The 18,159-nt window shown below is 40.9% G+C and carries 13 protein-coding genes; 7 read left to right on the forward strand and 6 right to left on the reverse strand.

Annotated elements, in window-relative coordinates; translation table 11 throughout:
* Nucleotides 1–26: 26 nt before the first annotated feature.
* Nucleotides 27–2,162 carry a phosphate acetyltransferase gene (pta, locus tag AWW72_RS14530; protein ID WP_062847818.1) on the forward strand — a complete coding sequence of 712 codons (2,136 nt, stop codon included), beginning with the start codon at nt 27–29 and terminating at the stop codon, nt 2,160–2,162.
* 34 nt (nt 2,163–2,196) lie between these two features.
* Here the strand turns inward: pta and AWW72_RS14535 are convergent, their stop codons facing one another.
* Nucleotides 2,197–2,874, reverse strand: coding sequence for a DUF6348 family protein (locus tag AWW72_RS14535; protein WP_062847819.1), 678 nt, complete (start codon nt 2,872–2,874; stop codon nt 2,197–2,199).
* A 66-nt stretch (nt 2,875–2,940) separates the two neighbouring features.
* On the reverse strand, nt 2,941–3,846 hold the full coding sequence (locus AWW72_RS14540) for a DMT family transporter (protein ID WP_062847841.1): 906 nt from the start codon (nt 3,844–3,846) through the stop codon (nt 2,941–2,943).
* A gap of 183 nt (nt 3,847–4,029) precedes the next feature.
* On the opposite strand from AWW72_RS14540, the gene AWW72_RS14545 reads away from it, so the two are divergent.
* The 3 genes from AWW72_RS14545 (at nt 4,030) to AWW72_RS14555 (ending at nt 7,208) form a co-directional block, all read left to right on the forward strand.
* Nucleotides 4,030–4,890, forward strand: coding sequence for an AraC family transcriptional regulator (locus AWW72_RS14545; protein ID WP_062847820.1), 861 nt, complete (start codon nt 4,030–4,032; stop codon nt 4,888–4,890).
* A 146-nt stretch (nt 4,891–5,036) separates the two neighbouring features.
* Complete coding sequence (locus AWW72_RS14550) at nt 5,037–6,563, forward strand: fumarate hydratase (RefSeq protein WP_062847821.1); 1,527 nt, start codon at nt 5,037–5,039, stop codon at nt 6,561–6,563.
* Nucleotides 6,564–6,665: 102 nt separating this feature from the next.
* On the forward strand, nt 6,666–7,208 hold the full coding sequence (locus AWW72_RS14555) for a DUF2059 domain-containing protein (RefSeq protein ID WP_062847822.1): 543 nt from the start codon (nt 6,666–6,668) through the stop codon (nt 7,206–7,208).
* A 22-nt stretch (nt 7,209–7,230) separates the two neighbouring features.
* Here the strand turns inward: AWW72_RS14555 and AWW72_RS14560 are convergent, their stop codons facing one another.
* The 4 genes from AWW72_RS14560 to tig form a co-directional block, all read right to left on the reverse strand.
* The gene (locus tag AWW72_RS14560) at nt 7,231–7,947 is read right to left on the reverse strand and encodes a DUF2846 domain-containing protein (protein WP_005259721.1); all 717 of its coding nucleotides are present in this window, start codon (nt 7,945–7,947) and stop codon (nt 7,231–7,233) included.
* Nucleotides 7,948–8,099: 152 nt separating this feature from the next.
* The gene (clpX, locus tag AWW72_RS14565) at nt 8,100–9,410 is read right to left on the reverse strand and encodes an ATP-dependent Clp protease ATP-binding subunit ClpX (RefSeq protein ID WP_004775788.1); all 1,311 of its coding nucleotides are present in this window, start codon (nt 9,408–9,410) and stop codon (nt 8,100–8,102) included.
* A 41-nt stretch (nt 9,411–9,451) separates the two neighbouring features.
* Nucleotides 9,452–10,057, reverse strand: coding sequence for an ATP-dependent Clp endopeptidase proteolytic subunit ClpP (gene clpP / locus AWW72_RS14570; protein ID WP_004775790.1), 606 nt, complete (start codon nt 10,055–10,057; stop codon nt 9,452–9,454).
* Nucleotides 10,058–10,418: 361 nt separating this feature from the next.
* Nucleotides 10,419–11,750, reverse strand: coding sequence for a trigger factor (tig, locus tag AWW72_RS14575; protein ID WP_004775791.1), 1,332 nt, complete (start codon nt 11,748–11,750; stop codon nt 10,419–10,421).
* 251 nt (nt 11,751–12,001) lie between these two features.
* On the opposite strand from tig, the gene AWW72_RS14580 reads away from it, so the two are divergent.
* The 3 genes from AWW72_RS14580 (at nt 12,002) to AWW72_RS14590 (ending at nt 17,887) form a co-directional block, all read left to right on the forward strand.
* The gene (locus tag AWW72_RS14580; RefSeq protein WP_062847823.1) at nt 12,002–14,347 is read left to right on the forward strand and encodes a TonB-dependent receptor domain-containing protein; all 2,346 of its coding nucleotides are present in this window, start codon (nt 12,002–12,004) and stop codon (nt 14,345–14,347) included.
* A 502-nt stretch (nt 14,348–14,849) separates the two neighbouring features.
* Nucleotides 14,850–17,099 carry a TonB-dependent receptor gene (locus tag AWW72_RS14585; protein WP_062847824.1) on the forward strand — a complete coding sequence of 750 codons (2,250 nt, stop codon included), beginning with the start codon at nt 14,850–14,852 and terminating at the stop codon, nt 17,097–17,099.
* 104 nt (nt 17,100–17,203) lie between these two features.
* A complete protein-coding gene (locus tag AWW72_RS14590; RefSeq protein ID WP_062847825.1) occupies nt 17,204–17,887 on the forward strand; it encodes a Fe2+-dependent dioxygenase in 684 nt (227 codons plus the stop codon).
* Nucleotides 17,888–18,159 lie beyond the last annotated feature (272 nt).

Here is an 18,159-nt window from a genome sequence, read left to right on the forward strand (position 1 = left end):
AAATATAAAATAGTGATAAGGTCATTATGAATACAATTTTACTCATCCCAACGGGGGAAGGTGTTGGTTTAACATCTGCTTGTCTAGGCATGATCTATGCGCTGGACTGTAAAGGGATCAATGCGGGTTTTCTAAAACCATTTTCTCAGATTGCAGATGCACCAGTTGATCGTACCACCACCCTTTACCATCATCTATTTCAACACCCTTCTGTTGAACCGATTAGCTATGAAAAGCTGACTCAGCTGATTGCCTTGGGTGAAACCGATGAATTACTGGAAGAAGCAGTGGCGCTCCATCGCCAGATTGCCGCCAATCATGATGTGATCATTGTTGAAGGCTTGGTGCCAAATGGACAAGATCATTTTGCCAGTGAAATCAATGCAGCACTCGCGCAAGCACTGGATGCCCAAGTAGTTCTGGTCAGTACCGCTGATCTGGCAGATCCTCGTAAAACTGCTGAAAAAGTCGATGCACATTTACGTCAGTTTGGCGGCGCAGCATCGGCGCGTACTACAGGCGTGCTGTTCATGCGCACCAAGGGTCTTCCAGAGGGTACCGCAGAAATTCCGGTAACGCTCGACCCAAGCTTACGCCTAGACCAGCACATCGAAGCCTTTGCTCTGGAACTTCAACGTTATAATCGTTATATGGGCACAAATGACCTACCGATTATTGGACTGGTGCCATTCAGTAATATTCTGAGTGTGCCGCGTAGTCTGGATATTGCCCCAGTCATTAAAGGAACCTGGTTGCATCAAGGTGAAGCCAAACAACGCCGGATTTTACATACCAGTTTAATTGCTTCGAACATCGAATCCGAGCTACATAAGTTTGTTGCAGGCGAACTGATTATTAGTGCCTCACAACGGACTGATGCACTTCTGGCTGCTAGTCTTGCCAGTAGTAATGGCACGCCGTTGGCAGGTCTGGTCTTAACCGAACAGGCAGCGCCTGCGGACAACGTTTTAGAATTTTGCCAAAGCGCGATTAAACAAGGTTTACCCATTTTACATACGCCATTAGATACGTTGGAAACGGCGCAACTATTACATCGTTTTGGTAATGAAATTCCAATTGATGATACTGAACGTGCCGAGCAAGTGACGCGATTTGTTTCCAGCCATATTGATAATAACTGGCTTGATCAACATACCCAGAATAACCTGCACCCTCGCCTGTCACCTTCAGCTTTCCGCTATGAACTGGTACAAAAATCGATTTCAGCCAAAAAACGAATTGTATTACCAGAAGGCGATGAACCACGTACCGTACAAGCCGCGGTGATTTGCCAGACGCGTGGTATTGCGCAATGTGTCTTATTGGCAAAACCAGAATCAGTGGCGGAAGTAGCGAAGGCACGCGGCATTCAACTGCCAAATGACTTAGAAATTATTGATCCAGATACTATTCGTGATCAATACATTGAGCCGATGGTTGAGCTGCGTAAAGGCAAGCTCGATGCCTTACAAGCCAAAGCACAACTGCAAGATACTGTGGTACTTGGCACCATGATGCTGGCACTGGACCAAGTTGATGGTCTGGTTTCAGGTGCGATTCATACCACTGCCAATACGGTACGCCCGGCATTTCAGTTAATTAAAACTGCACCGAACTATTCGCTGGTGTCATCCATCTTCTTCATGTTGTTGCCTGATGAAGTCTATGTGTATGGCGACTGCGCGATTAATCCTGATCCAAATGCCGAACAGCTTGCTGAAATTGCGATTCAGTCCGCTGATTCAGCCAAAGCCTTTGGTCTTGATCCGCGTATTGCCATGATCAGCTATTCAACAGGAACGTCAGGCACAGGTGCAGATGTCGAGAAAGTGGCTGAAGCAACTAAAATCGCACAACAGCGTCGTCCAGATTTATTGATCGATGGGCCATTGCAATACGATGCCGCTTCAGTTGAAAGCGTGGGGCGCCAAAAAGCACCTGATTCTCAAGTCGCCGGTCGTGCCAATGTCTTTATCTTCCCAGATTTAAATACAGGGAACACCACTTATAAAGCAGTGCAACGTGCGGCAAATGTCGTCAGCGTTGGCCCAATGCTACAAGGCTTAAACAAGCCTGTGAATGACTTGTCTCGTGGCGCATTGGTGGATGATATTGTGTTTACTATTGCATTAACGGCAATTCAGGCAGCTCAGTCAATGTAACAATAAAAAAACTGATGTAGCAGGTTTTGCTACATCAGTTTTTAAAGTAATTTCTAATCCGTTCCCAACCACGATCTTTCTTGCGTTTTAATATAATAAAATTACGAACACTATAATATCCAGAACTTGGTTCCCAGAATAACCATTTTAAAGCATCTAAGCCATCTGCCCAGTCTTGGTTTTCAGCTAGTGCTTCAAACGTTTGCTCACCCTTAAAATCACAGAAGAATACTCTATACCACGCAAAATCATGAGCTGGTTTGTGTTTTAGAATGGCCTGTTCAATTGAAGAAAAGAATTCGCTAGGTGGTGCGGGTGAATTATTAAGATCGCTACGCTGTCCAATATTACCGATATAAGCTATATATGTTTTTCCTGCTATTTGCCATTGCTCTATAGTGACTTCAGTGTGGTCATTCTGCTTCCAGAAAGCAGCAAGAAAAACATGTAATGAATTAACAGAAAAATTCTGTACCGCATTCAGTACCCCCTCATTTCCCCTCCCTATACCCACAAAACTCTCAGTGATGATTCTCTTATCCTCTAACATCACCTCAACATCTAGACGACCATGTGTTTCATGTTCTAACCAATTGGCCCGCATCGCGGGGAGTTTCCCATAAGGTACAATCCAGTCATCAAACGTTTGAACCGAAACACCATGTTCTTCTAACAAATCAATCATTATTTGTGTGACTGATTGATTATTCATAAAGCATATTCCATATTTTTTATTCAATATATCAGCTTCATATACCCACTAAATCAAATTTCATACTCAGGCTTGTTTTGAAACCCCAATTCTTTTTAACTGTGGTCCTTTTACAAAGAAAATTGCATTACCACATAGAATTAAAATCACCCCAATCACCGCATTCATTTGCCAGTGATAACCTTCCCATATCGTCGAGATCACCAACGCCACTAAAGGAAACAGTAAAGTACTATATGCCGCCTTGCCCGCCCCAATACGCCCCACCAAAAAGAAATAGGCAGTAAATCCAATCACCGAACCAAAGATCGCTAGATAGAGCAAAGCACTCACGGCGCTGAATGGCATACTCGGGAAAAAGTTGTCCTGCTTAAACCACGAGATCACAGCCATCAATAATGAACCATACAACATGCCAAAGGCATTGGTAGTAAAAATATCCAACCCATGTTTTTGATGGCGAGCACTGATCATATTCCCCAGAGAGAAGCCATAAGTGCCTAAAATACACAGTCCGATACCCAGCAGAGTATGACTGTTTAAAGTGGTGCCCACCACGTCGTGCCAGAATAAAGCAACAATTCCCAATACACCGAGTAAAGCGGCAGGATAAAAACGCGCAGATACTTGCTGAGAGAAAAACAATCTGGCATTGATGGTATTGAAAATCACGGCCATAGAAAAAATGACCGCTTCTAAACCACTGCTGATATATTGCACCGCATAGTAAAAACAGACGAAGTTAAATCCAAAAATACAGCACGCCTGTAACATACAGAATAAATGATCTTTCGGCGCCAGCTTTTGCAACTTTCGGCTCATTGCAACGAAAACAAACAACACCAGTGCCGCGATAAAGAAACGCCAGAACACCGCAACATTGGCGGAAATTCCACTTTGTTGTTGCAGCGTAATCGCAATCCATGTGGTTCCCCAGATCACCACCACCAAGGCATATAACAGCGCATTCATCTCTTTTAAACCAAACTTGATCACAACGAATGCTATTTTGCGAGATTTGATGACCTGAGTTCTTGCACAATCTTGCGGTGATTATCATAGAGTTGCGTTTTTCTATAGGCTTTTTGACCAGATGACAAAACTGGCTGAAAGTTCTACACTAAACTGGATCATATTTGGCACTGCGTATAGAAGATGAAATATCAGATTCTAGATCAATTACAGCAATATAAAGCGCAATTGCTCGACTCGGTAGAACTGGGTTCGGGTATGCAGTTGGCCATGTGGCAAAATAATCAGGATCGTGTCAGTGTCTGTAGTAATCACCACACTTTGAGTATGTATATTCAAGGGGGTTATGAAAGCTACCAAAAGACACCACAGGGCTGGCACAATGGTGGCGGGCCAGATCGTATGTGCCTAATGCCACAGGATTTTGAATCGACTTGGGATCTACGTGATCCACTCACCTTTGTACATCTGTACTACACTGAACAGCACTTGCAACAGGTGGCTGAACAAGTCTGGGATCGTGAACCTAGCCAGATCATTTTAAATCCGCAGATTTTTGTAGGCGATGCACAAATTTCCATGATTTATCGGCATTTTTTACTCAATGGCGCATGGCAAAACCGCGAAAATCACTTGCAGATGAGCACCGCCACTACGCTGCTACTCAATCACCTCATCAAGAATTATAGCCATGTGCAATGGCAAGCACCCGAAGTTAAAGGTGGACTCTCCCCTTATGTGCTTAAGCAATTATTGGAATGGATTGATCAACATTTACATCTCAGTTTGACCTTGTCTGATCTGGCTCAGCAAGCGCAACTCAGCGAGTATCATTTTGCCCATATGTTCAAGCAATCCATGCACATGCCACCGCATCAGTATGTCATGCAGCGCCGTCTTGAACGGGCACATCAGGCACTCGAACTCACCACAGCCAATTTGACTGAAATTGCGGCTCAATATGGTTTTAGTTCCAGTAGCCATTTTAGTCATCGCTTTAAGAAACAGTTTGGCTATTCGCCATCCCAAATCAGAAAAAACTAAAACACAAGATTTATCCTGATGCGTGCTTGATGATCAGTCTCATTGTTTAGACCTTTCGCCAAATCTGAGCTAAAACTCCCACAATCATTCCTTTTTGTCATATAATTTAGCCCGCCAGCTAATCGCCCGCTCAAGAGAAATTTGATATGACAACGATCATCAAACAAGATGACTTGATTACATCAATCAAGGATGCCCTGCAGTTTATTTCCTACTATCACCCACAAGACTTCATCCAAGCGATGAGCCGTGCGTATGACCGTGAAGAAAACAAAGCTGCAAAAGATGCTATTGCACAGATCCTCATCAACTCACGTATGTGTGCTGAAGGTCACCGACCAATCTGTCAGGATACAGGGATTGTTAACGTTTTCCTTGAAGTTGGCTTAGACGTTAAATTTGATTTAACCATGAGTCTGGATGATGCAGTCAACGAAGGTGTACGCCAAGGTTACCTAGAGAACTCAAACGTACTGCGTGCTTCTGTTTTAGCAGATCCAGCTTTTGGTCGTAAGAATACCAAAGATAATACGCCTGCCGTAATCCACTACAAACTCGTACCTGGTAATAAAGTCGATATTACTGTGGCTGCAAAAGGTGGCGGTTCAGAAAATAAATCTAAACTCGCGATGTTGAATCCATCTGATTCGATTGTGGATTGGGTACTTAAAACTGTTCCAACTATGGGTGCAGGCTGGTGTCCACCAGGTATGCTCGGTATTGGTATCGGTGGTACTGCTGAAAAAGCCATGATGCTTGCTAAAGAAGCACTCATGGAAGAAATCAACATGGACGAATTACTTCGTCGTGGCCCACAAAGCAAAATGGAAGAACTCCGTATCGAGATCTTCGAAAAAGTGAATGCATTGGGTATTGGTGCGCAAGGCCTTGGTGGTTTAACCACAGTACTTGATATTAAAATCAAGGATTACCCATGCCACGCAGCAGGTAAACCAGTCGGTATGATTCCAAACTGCGCTGCAACTCGTCATGCACATTTCCAGTTAGACGGTTCAGGTGTTGCACATATTCAAGCACCAAAACTTGAAGACTACCCTGCTGTGACTTGGGATTCTTCTCAATCGAAGCGTGTCAACCTTGATACCATTACGCAAGAAGAAATGAATGCATGGAAACCAGGTGATACATTATTGTTGAACGGTACGATTTATACAGGTCGTGATGCTGCACATAAGCGCATGGTCGACATGTTAAATAATGGTGAAGAACTTCCAGTCGATCTAAAAGGTAAATTCATTTACTACGTAGGTCCAGTTGATCCAGTGGGTGATGAAGTAGTTGGTCCTGCTGGTCCTACAACGGCTACTCGTATGGATAAATTTACCCGTCAAGTGCTAGAAGCAACTGGCTTGTTCGGCATGATCGGTAAAGCGGATCGTGGCCCAACTGCAATTAAAGCAATCAAAGATAACAAAGCAACTTACTTAATGGCTGTAGGCGGCGCGGCTTACCTTGTATCTAAAGCGGTACGTGAAGCTGAAGTAGTTGCCTTTGCTGATTTAGGTATGGAAGCAATCTACAAGTTCGTGGTTGAAGATATGCCTGTATCTGTTGCGGTTGATGTAAATGGTACCTCAATTCATGCCACTGCACCAAAAATCTGGCAAGCCAAAATTGGCAAAATTCCAGTGGTTGATGCAGCTGCGTCATAAATAATACTCATACAATAATCATAGCCGAATCATCGTATTCGGCTATTTTTTTGCCTAAAGCTTCTGCTAGATTATAAAGATGAGAAGAATAAGGAAATGCAAATGAATAAATATTTACTCAGCATGCTGCTTGGTCTGAGCTTACTCGGCAACATCCAGCACGCCTTTGCATCTCCCGCACAAAACAAATCGATCAAAGAACTGATCAAGCTCAGTGACCTTGAATATGTCTTAAATACCTCACTGGATGAGATGCAGCCAACACTGGATCTTGAGGCTGAAAATATTCTATTACGGGTATTGGGTAAAGATGAACTCACCACAACACAAGAACATCTAGCGATGCTGGAGCTCAGTCAATTATTAAAAGAAACCAGCTCAAAAATGTTTGCTCGACCTGAAACCATTCAAGCGATTGAAAAAATCTACGCAGATGCACTCAGTGAAGAAGAAGTCCAAGCCTATTTAAAATTTTTAAAAACACCTGAAGGCCAGTCGATTAATCAAAAGACACTGCAAATCACCACTCACGTTTTTCAATACATGAATAATATCAGTCAAAAAACCTTGAGCGACCCTGAACAAAGTTCACAACTTAAAGAGCAGTTTCTTACGATTATAAAACCGCTGATTCAAGAAGAATAAACGGCTCTTTTTATTGTCATGATTACCAGGTCAGAGGATTCCAAAGCTTAAATGGTTTGACCAGATGTACCTCAGTCTTTGCATCATACTTCGCTGGTTTTAACTCTTGCGGTTTAGAACGCACTTTACCTGATGCATCCTGCGCAACAAAGTTATAGCTGGATGATTTTAAACGGGTAAAGGCAATTTCCTGATGCGCCACTTTATCTGGCATGATCATAAATGGCCCCGTATGCTCACTGCGGGAAATCTTATTTTCTTCGTCATACTTGATGAAATAAGTCTGAGCCGCATCTACCGTAAAATCCAGATATTTCGGCTTTTGGAAATGTAGTCCAGCCAATGGTCGGCTCACACTCAGACGATAGGTGCCTGCGGGTAGCTCCAGCCAGTAATAGTGATTATGCAATAGACTTGGAATACGGTGTCCGTTAATGAATAAATTGGCCGCAGCAATTTCCTGACGGTTCCAGCGCGTATCAGGACGATATAAATAGACCACCGCTGCTTGTTCATTTTGCGGTTTAACTGGCGCGAAATACTGACCTAATTTTTGATTGACCCAGCCGCCCACACTAAAACCGCCAACATGATATTGATCAAATAAACCCGGTTCTTTTTCTGTATCCACAGGGGGTAATGTTGCTGTCAGTGCGGTTGGTTTTTCTTCAACAGCTTTATGGCTTTGACAGCCAGCGAGCACCCCTGCACAACATAATGACAATATTAAATAACGCATGACATCCCTCAAGGCGTTTTCTTGAATTTATTTTTAACAACGCAAAACTATGCGGATTTTTTTCAATTTTAAGATTAACACCTCGTTGCCCAATTGCAAATAAAAAAAGCATGAAAAGCCAAGCCTTTCATGCTTTTTCAGATGGACGAGAATTAAGCCGATTTAGAATCGACCACCTTCAAATCCTTCTTTTCAATCAGTTCAGGTGTGCCTGTCTGTGGTAGACGTTCAGGCTTAAAGGTTGGCTTCGCCGTACCATTAATGACCGCTTCGTCTACAATAACCGTGCCCACATCCGTACGACTTGGTAAGTCATACATGGTTTCAAGCAACACATTTTCCAGAATTGAACGCAGGCCACGTGCACCTGTATTACGATCTAGCGCTTTTTTCGCTACTGCACGTAATGCAGACTCATCAAAGACAAGATCGACATCTTCCATCGTGAACAGGTACTGGTATTGACGCGTCAATGCATTTTTAGGCTCTGTCAGAATCTGCATCAATGCTTCTTCATCCAGTTCTTCCAAAGTTGCAATCACTGGCAAACGACCAATAAATTCAGGAATCAAACCAAATTTAACCAGATCAGTAGCTTCCACCTGACGGAACAATTCAGAGACTTTTTTACTGTCATCTTTATTCTTCACATCAGCGGTAAAACCAATCCCGCCCTTCTCTTGACGTTGCTGTACAATTTTTTCCAGCCCAGAGAATGCACCACCACAAATAAACAGGATATTTGCGGTATCAATCTGGATGAATTCTTGCTGTGGATGCTTACGACCACCTTGTGGCGGAATAGAAGCAACCGTACCTTCAATCATTTTTAATAATGCTTGTTGTACGCCTTCACCAGACACATCACGGGTAATTGAAGGATTTTCAGATTTACGCGTAATCTTATCAATCTCATCAATATAGATAATGCCTTTCTGCGCTTTTTCTACATCGTAATCCGCTTTTTGCAATAACTTCTGCACGATGTTTTCAACATCTTCACCCACATAACCTGCTTCGGTTAAAGTAGTTGCATCTGCCATCGCAAACGGTACATCGAGTAAACGTGCAAGCGTTTGCGCCAATAATGTTTTACCTGAACCTGTAGGGCCGATCAGCAAAATATTACTTTTCGCAATTTCAATATCTTGATGGCCATGAGTCGACTGACCCACTTTTAAACGCTTATAGTGGTTGTAGACGGCAACAGATAAGGTTTTCTTTGCAACATCTTGCCCAATAACATACTGATCTAAGGCAGCACGTATTTCATGTGGTTTCGGCAAAGCTTTAGTTGCCCAATCGCCAGCTTCAACTTGTTGACTAGTTTGTACTAGGTCCAAGCAGACATCCACACACTCATTACAAATATATGCGTCCTCACCAGCAATCAATTTTCCAACTTCAGATTGCGTCTTACCACAAAATGAACAATGTTTTTGTCCTTGAGGATGTTCGGACATATTTACTCCACAACTTAAATCTTAAACTTAGGTCCTAAAAATCAGGGACGTTTGCTCAGCACTTCATCTACTAAACCATATTCTTTGGCTGCTTGTGCAGTCATGAAATTGTCACGATCTGTGTCACGTGCAACAGTTTCATAGTCCTGACCACTATGTTCAGCCATCAAGCGGTTTAAACGCTCTTTAATAAAGAGAATTTCACGCGCATGAATTTCGATATCAGATGCCTGACCACGGAAACCACCGAGTGGCTGGTGAATCATGACACGTGCATTTTCAAGACAGTAACGTTTCCCTTTCGCACCCGCATTCAACAAGAATGCACCCATTGATGCTGCTTGTCCCATGCAATAAGTTACAACATCAGGTTTAATAAACTGCATGGTGTCATAAATCGCCATACCTGCAGTTACCGAGCCACCTGGTGAGTTGATGTAAAGATGGATGTCTTTTTCTGGATTTTCTGCTTCAAGAAATAACATCTGCGCAACGATTAAGTTCGCCATGTTATCTTCAACTTCACCCGTTAAGAAAATAACACGCTCACGTAATAGACGTGAAAAAATATCGAATGAACGCTCACCACGAGATGATTGTTCAACGACAACAGGAACTAAAGCATTTTCAATTGTTGGAACATACATACGTTTACTTATTCCTAAATTATTGTGACTCGATCTATGCCAACAATATGAGGGATAATCGATGAAATTGCAAAAGGTTCAATCTGAAATATTCGATTATTTAGACTAAAATCTGGTAATTTTTCGAGAAATTAACACTTTCATAACATAGGGTTTTAAGCACTTGCATCAATACTTTCGAGGATAGAAATTTTCGAATTCTACAAGCCCCGCTCCCTCGTATTTCACATGCTAAATAATAGAACAGAATTCAAGCCGTAGCTGCACAATTCATTTTTTAACGATCTACCCAATGTATATAACTTAATCCTAAAGAAAAAGGCGCATTAAGCGCCTTTTTCTTTAATCAACTTTTGAAAGATTAGCCACGACGAGCTTGTTGTTCTTTCAATAAGTCTTCGTAGCTGATCGCAACATCTTTTACTTTAGCAGCAGCTAAGATGTGATCAACAACTTGATCTTCTAACACAACAGCTTCGATTTGAGCACGTTGTTGTTTGTCATTTTTGAAGTATTCAACAACTTCTGTTGGATCTTCATAAGAAGAAGCCATGTCATCGATGTAAGCATCAACACGTGATTGGTCAACCTCAAGTTTAGCATCAGCCAATACTTTGCTTACCAATACACCAAGCTTCACTGATTTTTCAGCTTGCTCTTTGAACAATTCATCTGGAAGCATGCTGCTGTCAAATGCGCCTGCACCTTGAGCACCAAACTGTTGAGTGAATTGCTGGATCATTTGTTGACGTTGACGGTCAATTTCTTGAGCAACCATAGATGCTGGAACTTCGATTTCGTTAGCAGCAACAAGCGCATCAAATGCAGCTTGTTTAACTTGGTTACGAAGACCGTTGCGAACTTCACGCTCCATATTCTTACGAACGTCAGCTTTTAACTTGTCTAAGCCTTCTTCTTCAGTTAAACCAAAGATTTTTAAGAATTCAGCATCGATTTCTGGAAGTTTTGGTTTTTCAACTTGCTTCACAGTGATTTTGAATTGAGCAGCTTTACCAGCCAAGTTTTCAGCTTGGTAATCTTCTGGGAAAGTTACATCGATAACTTTTTCTTCGCCAGCTTTCATACCAACGATACCGTCTTCAAAACCTGGGATCATACGACCTGAACCAAGTACAAGTTTAAAGTCTTCAGCAGCGCCGCCTTCAAACTTTTCACCATCAACAGTACCTTCGAAGTCGAAAGTCACTTGCATGTCTTTCTTCGCCATACCTTTGGTTACAGCCCAAGTTTGACGTTGTTTTTGCAAGTTTTCGATCATCACATCAACGTCTTTATCGTTGATTTCTGATGATTTACGTTCAACTTCCAAGTCAGCAAAAGCTTTCACTTCAACTTCTGGATAAACTTCAACAGTTGCTTCAAAAACTAAAGCATCATCTTTGTTTTCAACTTTCTCAATGTTCGGCATACCGACTGCATTGATTTTTTCTTGTTGAATTGCTTCAAATACGGTGTCACGAATGATGTCATTCACAACTTCTTGATAAATGCCTGCACCATATTCACGGCGTACAACATTCAAAGGCACTTTACCTGGACGGAAGCCGTTGATCTTCACAGTTTTGGCAGTGCGTTGTAAGCGAGCTTCAAATTGCTCGTTAACACGGCTCGTCGGTACAGAAACATTTAAACGACGGGCAACGCCCGAAACCGCTTCAGTCGTTACTTGCATGGCTTCCTCGATATATAGTTAGTAATAACAATTTTTAAAGTGCCACATTATATGACAACTTTCTGGATATACAAAATCGGAAGCTAAAAAAGCAAATATATTTTTCATTTTGTTCGAAATCATAGTTTTCTTAAATGAATCTTAAATTGAATGTTACTTTTTGTTGTTAATGATAAATATTATCATTATAATTCGTAATGATTTTGAGCATTTGTTCTATTTTTTTCTCGTCCAGCTTTGGAACTCTAGTTATGAGTAAATTTAATTTATCCCCGCTTTCTTTTGCATTACTTGGGGCAATGACCACTTCGGCTTTTGCTGATACGACAACAACATCTGAAAACACCAATACACACCAGCTCGCCACCATTGTGGTATCGGCTGCAGGATATGAACAAAAATTAACCAATGCACCAGCTTCTATTTCAGTAATCACTAAAGAGGAGCTAGAAAAAAAACCCTATATGACTTTATTAGATGCAGTACGAGATCTTGAAGGAGTCGATGTAGGTGAAACACGTGATAAAACGGGACAAGGAACCATTTCCATTCGCGGTATGGGATCAGACTACACCTTGATTTTAGTAAATGGACGTAAACAAAATAACCACGGGGACATTTACCCCAACAGTTTTAATGGTAACCAGTTTAACCATATCCCACCATTGGACGCGATTGAACGTATCGAGGTGATTCGTGGTCCAGCATCAACCTTGTATGGCTCTGAGGCAATGGGCGGTGTAATCAATATTATTACCAAGAAAGTCACAGATACTTGGACTGGTTCAGTCAGCGTTGGTCGTACCCATCAAACTGATGATAGTTTTGGTGAGGATACAACTGCCGATTTCAATATTGCAGGCCCAATCATTAAGGATGTACTTGGTTTAGCAATACGTGGAAGTATTTATGAGCGCGATGCTTCTACACCTGATTTTGAATCTGTCACTGATCCAGCGGGAACTGTTCATTACCGGTCTCTTGGTTTTGGTGGCGGCGGTAAGACTGTTGACAATACCAACCATGCACTTGGTTTCAGTCTCAGTTGGAAACCAACAGATAATCAAAGCTTAGTTTTTGATTATGATATTTCTCGTCAGAAATACGATAATAAACCTATCATTAAGCCAGACGGTACAGAAGAATATCCGTTAGGTACAGTAGATAGTATTAATACAATTTGGCGAACTGGTAAAGCTGGCGGCATAACCAGCGCACAACCTCGAGTAGGCTACAGTGATAGTCAGAAGTTTGAGCGTGATGCCTTCGCTTTAACGCATGAAGGAGATTGGGATTGGGCAAAAAGTTTCGTATCGTTAGGATATGTTCAAACTAACAATCAAGGACGGACCTTACCATTTACCGTTGCAGAGCGTAAACAGTTACTTCAGATGATTCAGGGAACAGGCGATTATGCAGGTTTATCAGAAGCTGAACGTAAACGAATAGCTGAAGATACCTTTTTACCTCGCCAAAAGCGTACTTTAGAAAGCAATCAGTGGACACTAGATGCAAAACTAGATATTCCATTTGAATTAGCTGGTTCACATAAGACCATTGTTGGTACACAAATTTCTCGTGGTGAATTAATTGATGGCGTCTTTGGTATGGAAGAAGGAACATCTGGCGGGAAACAAGAAAACAATATGTGGTCCCTGTTTCTTGAAGATACTTGGAATATCTTCGCACCTTTCGCTCTCACTACAGGGATTCGTTACGATAACCATGAAGTATTTGGTGACCAGTTTAGTCCACGTATCTATGGAGTTTATACCTTTAATGACCAATGGACCATTAAAGGTGGTGTAAGTACAGGATATAAACCACCAAAGACCACTCAACTTTATGATGGAGTAGTCGGTTTTGGTGGTCAAGGTACTTCACCAATGTTTGGAAATCCCGATTTAAAACCAGAAACCAGTATCAGTTCAGAATTGGCAGCCTATTGGCAACATCCTGCTGGACATAGTTTTAATGCAACAGTATTCCACAACAAATTCGAAGACAAGATCGCTTCACAACCGTGTGGTACAGGCACAAACTTAACCTGCTCTAATACAGGCGAATATGCTGAATTGGGATATGCGACCAGCACCAAAACAGTCAATATTGATGAAGTCGTAATTCAAGGAGCTGAACTCGCTGGGCGTTGGCAGATGGTAGAAAATATTGCTGCTTTACGCGGTAATTATACCTATACTGATAGTGAGCAAAAAAGTGGTGCCGATAAAGGGAAACCTTTAAGCAATAGTGCAAAACATATGGCAAACGTCGCAGTAGATTTTAATATCACTGATAAACTTTCAACTTATGTAGCTTATGAAACAAACTCTAAACGTTTTCGTAGTGTAGATATCAATGGTAATGAACTTTACTACAAACGTTATGGTGTATTTAACTTAGGTGCGAGCTATAAAGTTAATGATATGTTTACCATTCATGGTCGCGTTAACAACTTATTGGATGAAGATTTCACTTCTTATTCAACCACCTTTACCGACAATGGCGACGGATCATATACCCCAATCTATCTAGATGATTACAACAATAAAGATAAAGCGCGTAACTTTTGGCTAAGTATTAACGCCCGTTTTTAATTTTCTTTAATGAAGACCCTGCATTTGCAGGGTTTTTTTATACTTATTCCCCAATCACGTCATGCTTATAAATTCATAATTTAGTCAGTATTGATACACTGGCAAAAATAATCTAAACGTTAAAACTGCGATCACTTTTCAATCCGAGCGTTCGATCATATTCATGAGCTTTTAACTTTTACTCCCACTTCTCTTTTCCATTAAAAATAACAAGCTGATATTCAAAAGTTTTCATATTGACTAGATATAAAAAAATTAAAACCCGCTTCATTCAAATGAAAAAAATCACAAAATCTAAATTAAAAGTTAATTTTTAAAACACAATCGTTTTTATAGATTAAAGAAAAAAATCAACAAATTAACTACATTTTAGAACAAAACTTTATTCATATTTCCATAATTAGAAGCTTAAGAGATTGAAAAAATCAATTTCAAACAAATGAATATAGAAATAAGAATGATTATTCTTTGCATAAATTTTTACACAGTCTAGGCGTGCCTCATGTCTTTTATCAAATCACGGAAGAAACTTGTCTCTTCTGCAATAGCATCATCACTTTCAGTCATTGCGATGCCAGCCATTGCTCAGGATCAAGCAGTTCAACTGCCAACAATTCATGCACACGCAGCAAAAGAAGAGTCTTTAAAAGTAGATCAGTCTGCAAATGCAAAATTTGTTGCTCCACTTAAAGACACACCAAAATCAGTCTCTATTCTGTCGCAAAAACTGCTTAAAGACACCAACTCAAATACCTTACTTGAAGCACTTCGTTATGAGCCAGGGATTACTTTAGGTGCTGGTGAAGGTGGCACACCTTATACAGATATGCCGATTATCCGTGGCTATAACAGTCAAAACTCTATTTATATTGATGGCGTTCGTAATGCCACTTCACAAAGCCGTGATATGTTCGCCGTTGAACAAGTTGAAGTGATTAAAGGCTCTTCATCTGCACTGGGTGGTGGTGGTAGCATCGGTGGCAGTATCAATCTAGTGACTAAAGTTGCACATGAAGGCGATGTCTATCAAGGTAGTATTCAAGGGGGTACAGATAACTATCGCCATATTCAACTTGATGCCAACAAAGACTTTGGTAATGGCACAGCAGGCCGTGTTGTGGTTATGGGTCATGAAAATGACAAACCAGGTCAACACAATGGCGCCGAATATGCTCGTGTTGGTATCGCACCGAGCATTAGCTTAGGTTTGGGTAGCCCAAACCGCGCAACACTTAGCTATTATTTCTTAAAAAGTAATGATGAGCCAGATGCGGGTATTCCATTTAATAATTCAAATGTTCCAACCAATGCGCCAACTGGCACTGAAAAAGGTGATGGTCGACCTGTTCATGTGAAGCAAGGCACTTACTATGGCTGGAAAGCACGTGATTTTGATAAACGCGAAAATCATATCGGTACATTAAAATTAGAACATGACTTTAATGAGAATTTAACGCTGACTAACGTCGCGACCTACACTAAATCGAAAGCTGATTATGTCAACTCTATGCCTGATGACTCTAAAGGCAACATCTACAATGGTGAAGTATGGCGTCGCTCAAATGGCCACACTAGAGATACGGATGCCTTTGGTGATCAACTTTCTTTAAAAGGGAAATTCAATACCGGAATAATCAAGCACAGCTTTAATGTAGGAGCAGAATATGCTCATCAAGAAACCGATAAAGCATCGTATCTATTAACGGACTCAGTAAATGGCGTAAACGTTAATAATGGTTCGGCAATTGATGGAGCGTGTTCTTTAGGTGTTGGCGCTTCTTCAAACTACTGGTGTACGGATTTAAATAACCCGAATCCAAATGACCCATGGTTAGGCAAGATTGATATTAATCCAACTTCAATTAATACCGTAACCAGTAAAACAACTTCTATCTATGCGTTAGATAGTATTGAATTGCATCCTCAATGGTTACTCGACCTTGGTGTTCGTTGGGATAAATTTGATACAGAACAAGTTACAAAAGCAACAGGCGTAAAAATTAAAAGCGATACAGATTATTTCTCTTATCAAGCTGGTGTCGTTTATAAACCAACAGAACAAGGTAGCATTTATGCAAGCTACGCAACCTCTGCAAGTCCTGTAGGTATTAGCCAAGGTGATGGTGAAAATGATCTTGGCGCTGCTTATCTAGACTTGAAACCAGAAAAAGCCCGTACGATTGAATTAGGGACGAAGTGGGATCTATTTAATCAGCGTGCTAACGTGACCGCTGCAATTTTCCGTACAGAAAAAACCGATTCACGTGTAACAGACTCTAATGGAGATACTCGTAATATTGGTAACAGTAAAGTTGATGGTTTTGAGCTTGGCTTAAATGGCAAAATTACTGAAAAATGGGATATTGCTGCAGGTTATAGTTACTTAGACAGTGAGTTAACTAAAGGTAATCAAAACGCTGCGGGCCTATTGGCTGAAGGAAAACAATTACCATTTGTTGCTAAAAACAGTGCAACATTATGGTCAACGTACAAAGTCATCCCTAAACTTACTTTAGGTGCTGGCGTTCAATACCAAGATAAAGTATTCGCGAATACCACTACACCTAAATTCTTACCGACTTATACCATCTACAATGCGATGGCAAAATATGATGTAGATAAGAATGTAAATGTACAACTGAATGTGAATAACATTGGTGATAAACGTTACTTTACAGGTGCACATGCTGCTCATTATGCAAATGAAGGTAATGGTCGTAATGCTGTCTTAGCCATTAACTTTAAATACTAAGCAAAAGCCATAATAACTTTACGGCATTCAACTTAGTTCATATAAAATAGCCTCGTCATGAGGCTATTTTTACAAATGCAATAAATATTCAAAAGGTGTTCACCGTGATCCATCATATCCCAAATGTATTAAGCAAAGAACAAGTTGCAGAGTTCCGCCTGTTAATGGCAGATGCAAATTGGGTGGGTGGGAAAGTGACTGCGGGTACCCTCTCTGCTTCAGTGAAACAAAATCAACAACTTTCAGAACAAGATCCGCTGACCCATGCACTTAGCGAGATTGTGATTAAAGCAATTTGGCAAAATCCATTGTTTCAAGCCGCAGCATTACCGCATAAAATTATTCCGCCCTTGTTCAATCGTTATGATGAGTCTGAAAGCTTTGGCTTTCATGTCGATAATTCGATTCGTCTGATTCGTGGTTCTTCTGAACAAATCCGCACTGATTTATCATGCACCTTGTTCTTAAGCGAACCGGAAGAATATGAAGGTGGTGAACTGGTGATTGAAGATACCTATGGCTACCATGAGATTAAACTTCCTGCTGGTGATGTCGTGCTTTATCCATCAACCAGTTTGCATGAAGTCAGTAGTATTAACTCTGGCACCCGTTTCGCTTCATTCTTCTGGGTACAAAGCCTGATTCGGGACGATAGTAAGCGTCACCTATTGTTTACACTAGATGAAAGTATCCGTGAATTGCGTAAAACTCATGGCGATGCTTATCCAGAAGTGATGAAACTCACCAACATTTACCACAATCTGATTCGGATGTGGTCTGAACTCTAATTCGCATACTTTTCAACCCATAGAGATAAAATTAATTTTTTTATCTCTAATCATTAAAATTACGGGAAATTTTCCCCATTAAAATTAAAATAGCGCAAAAAACAGGGAAATATTTTCCATTCATTGTCTTTAAAATGTTTTATAGACCTTTGCAGCCGTCTGTATTTTCGCCTAGACTGATCACAGTTAGATGATTAATATAACTGCAAAATTAAATAACCCATACGAATGGTAGATGATGAAAACAAATCGCGGCTTTACCCAACCGTCTC

This window comes from Acinetobacter sp. NRRL B-65365, assembly GCF_001605865.1.
Classification (GTDB): domain Bacteria; phylum Pseudomonadota; class Gammaproteobacteria; order Pseudomonadales; family Moraxellaceae; genus Acinetobacter; species Acinetobacter vivianii.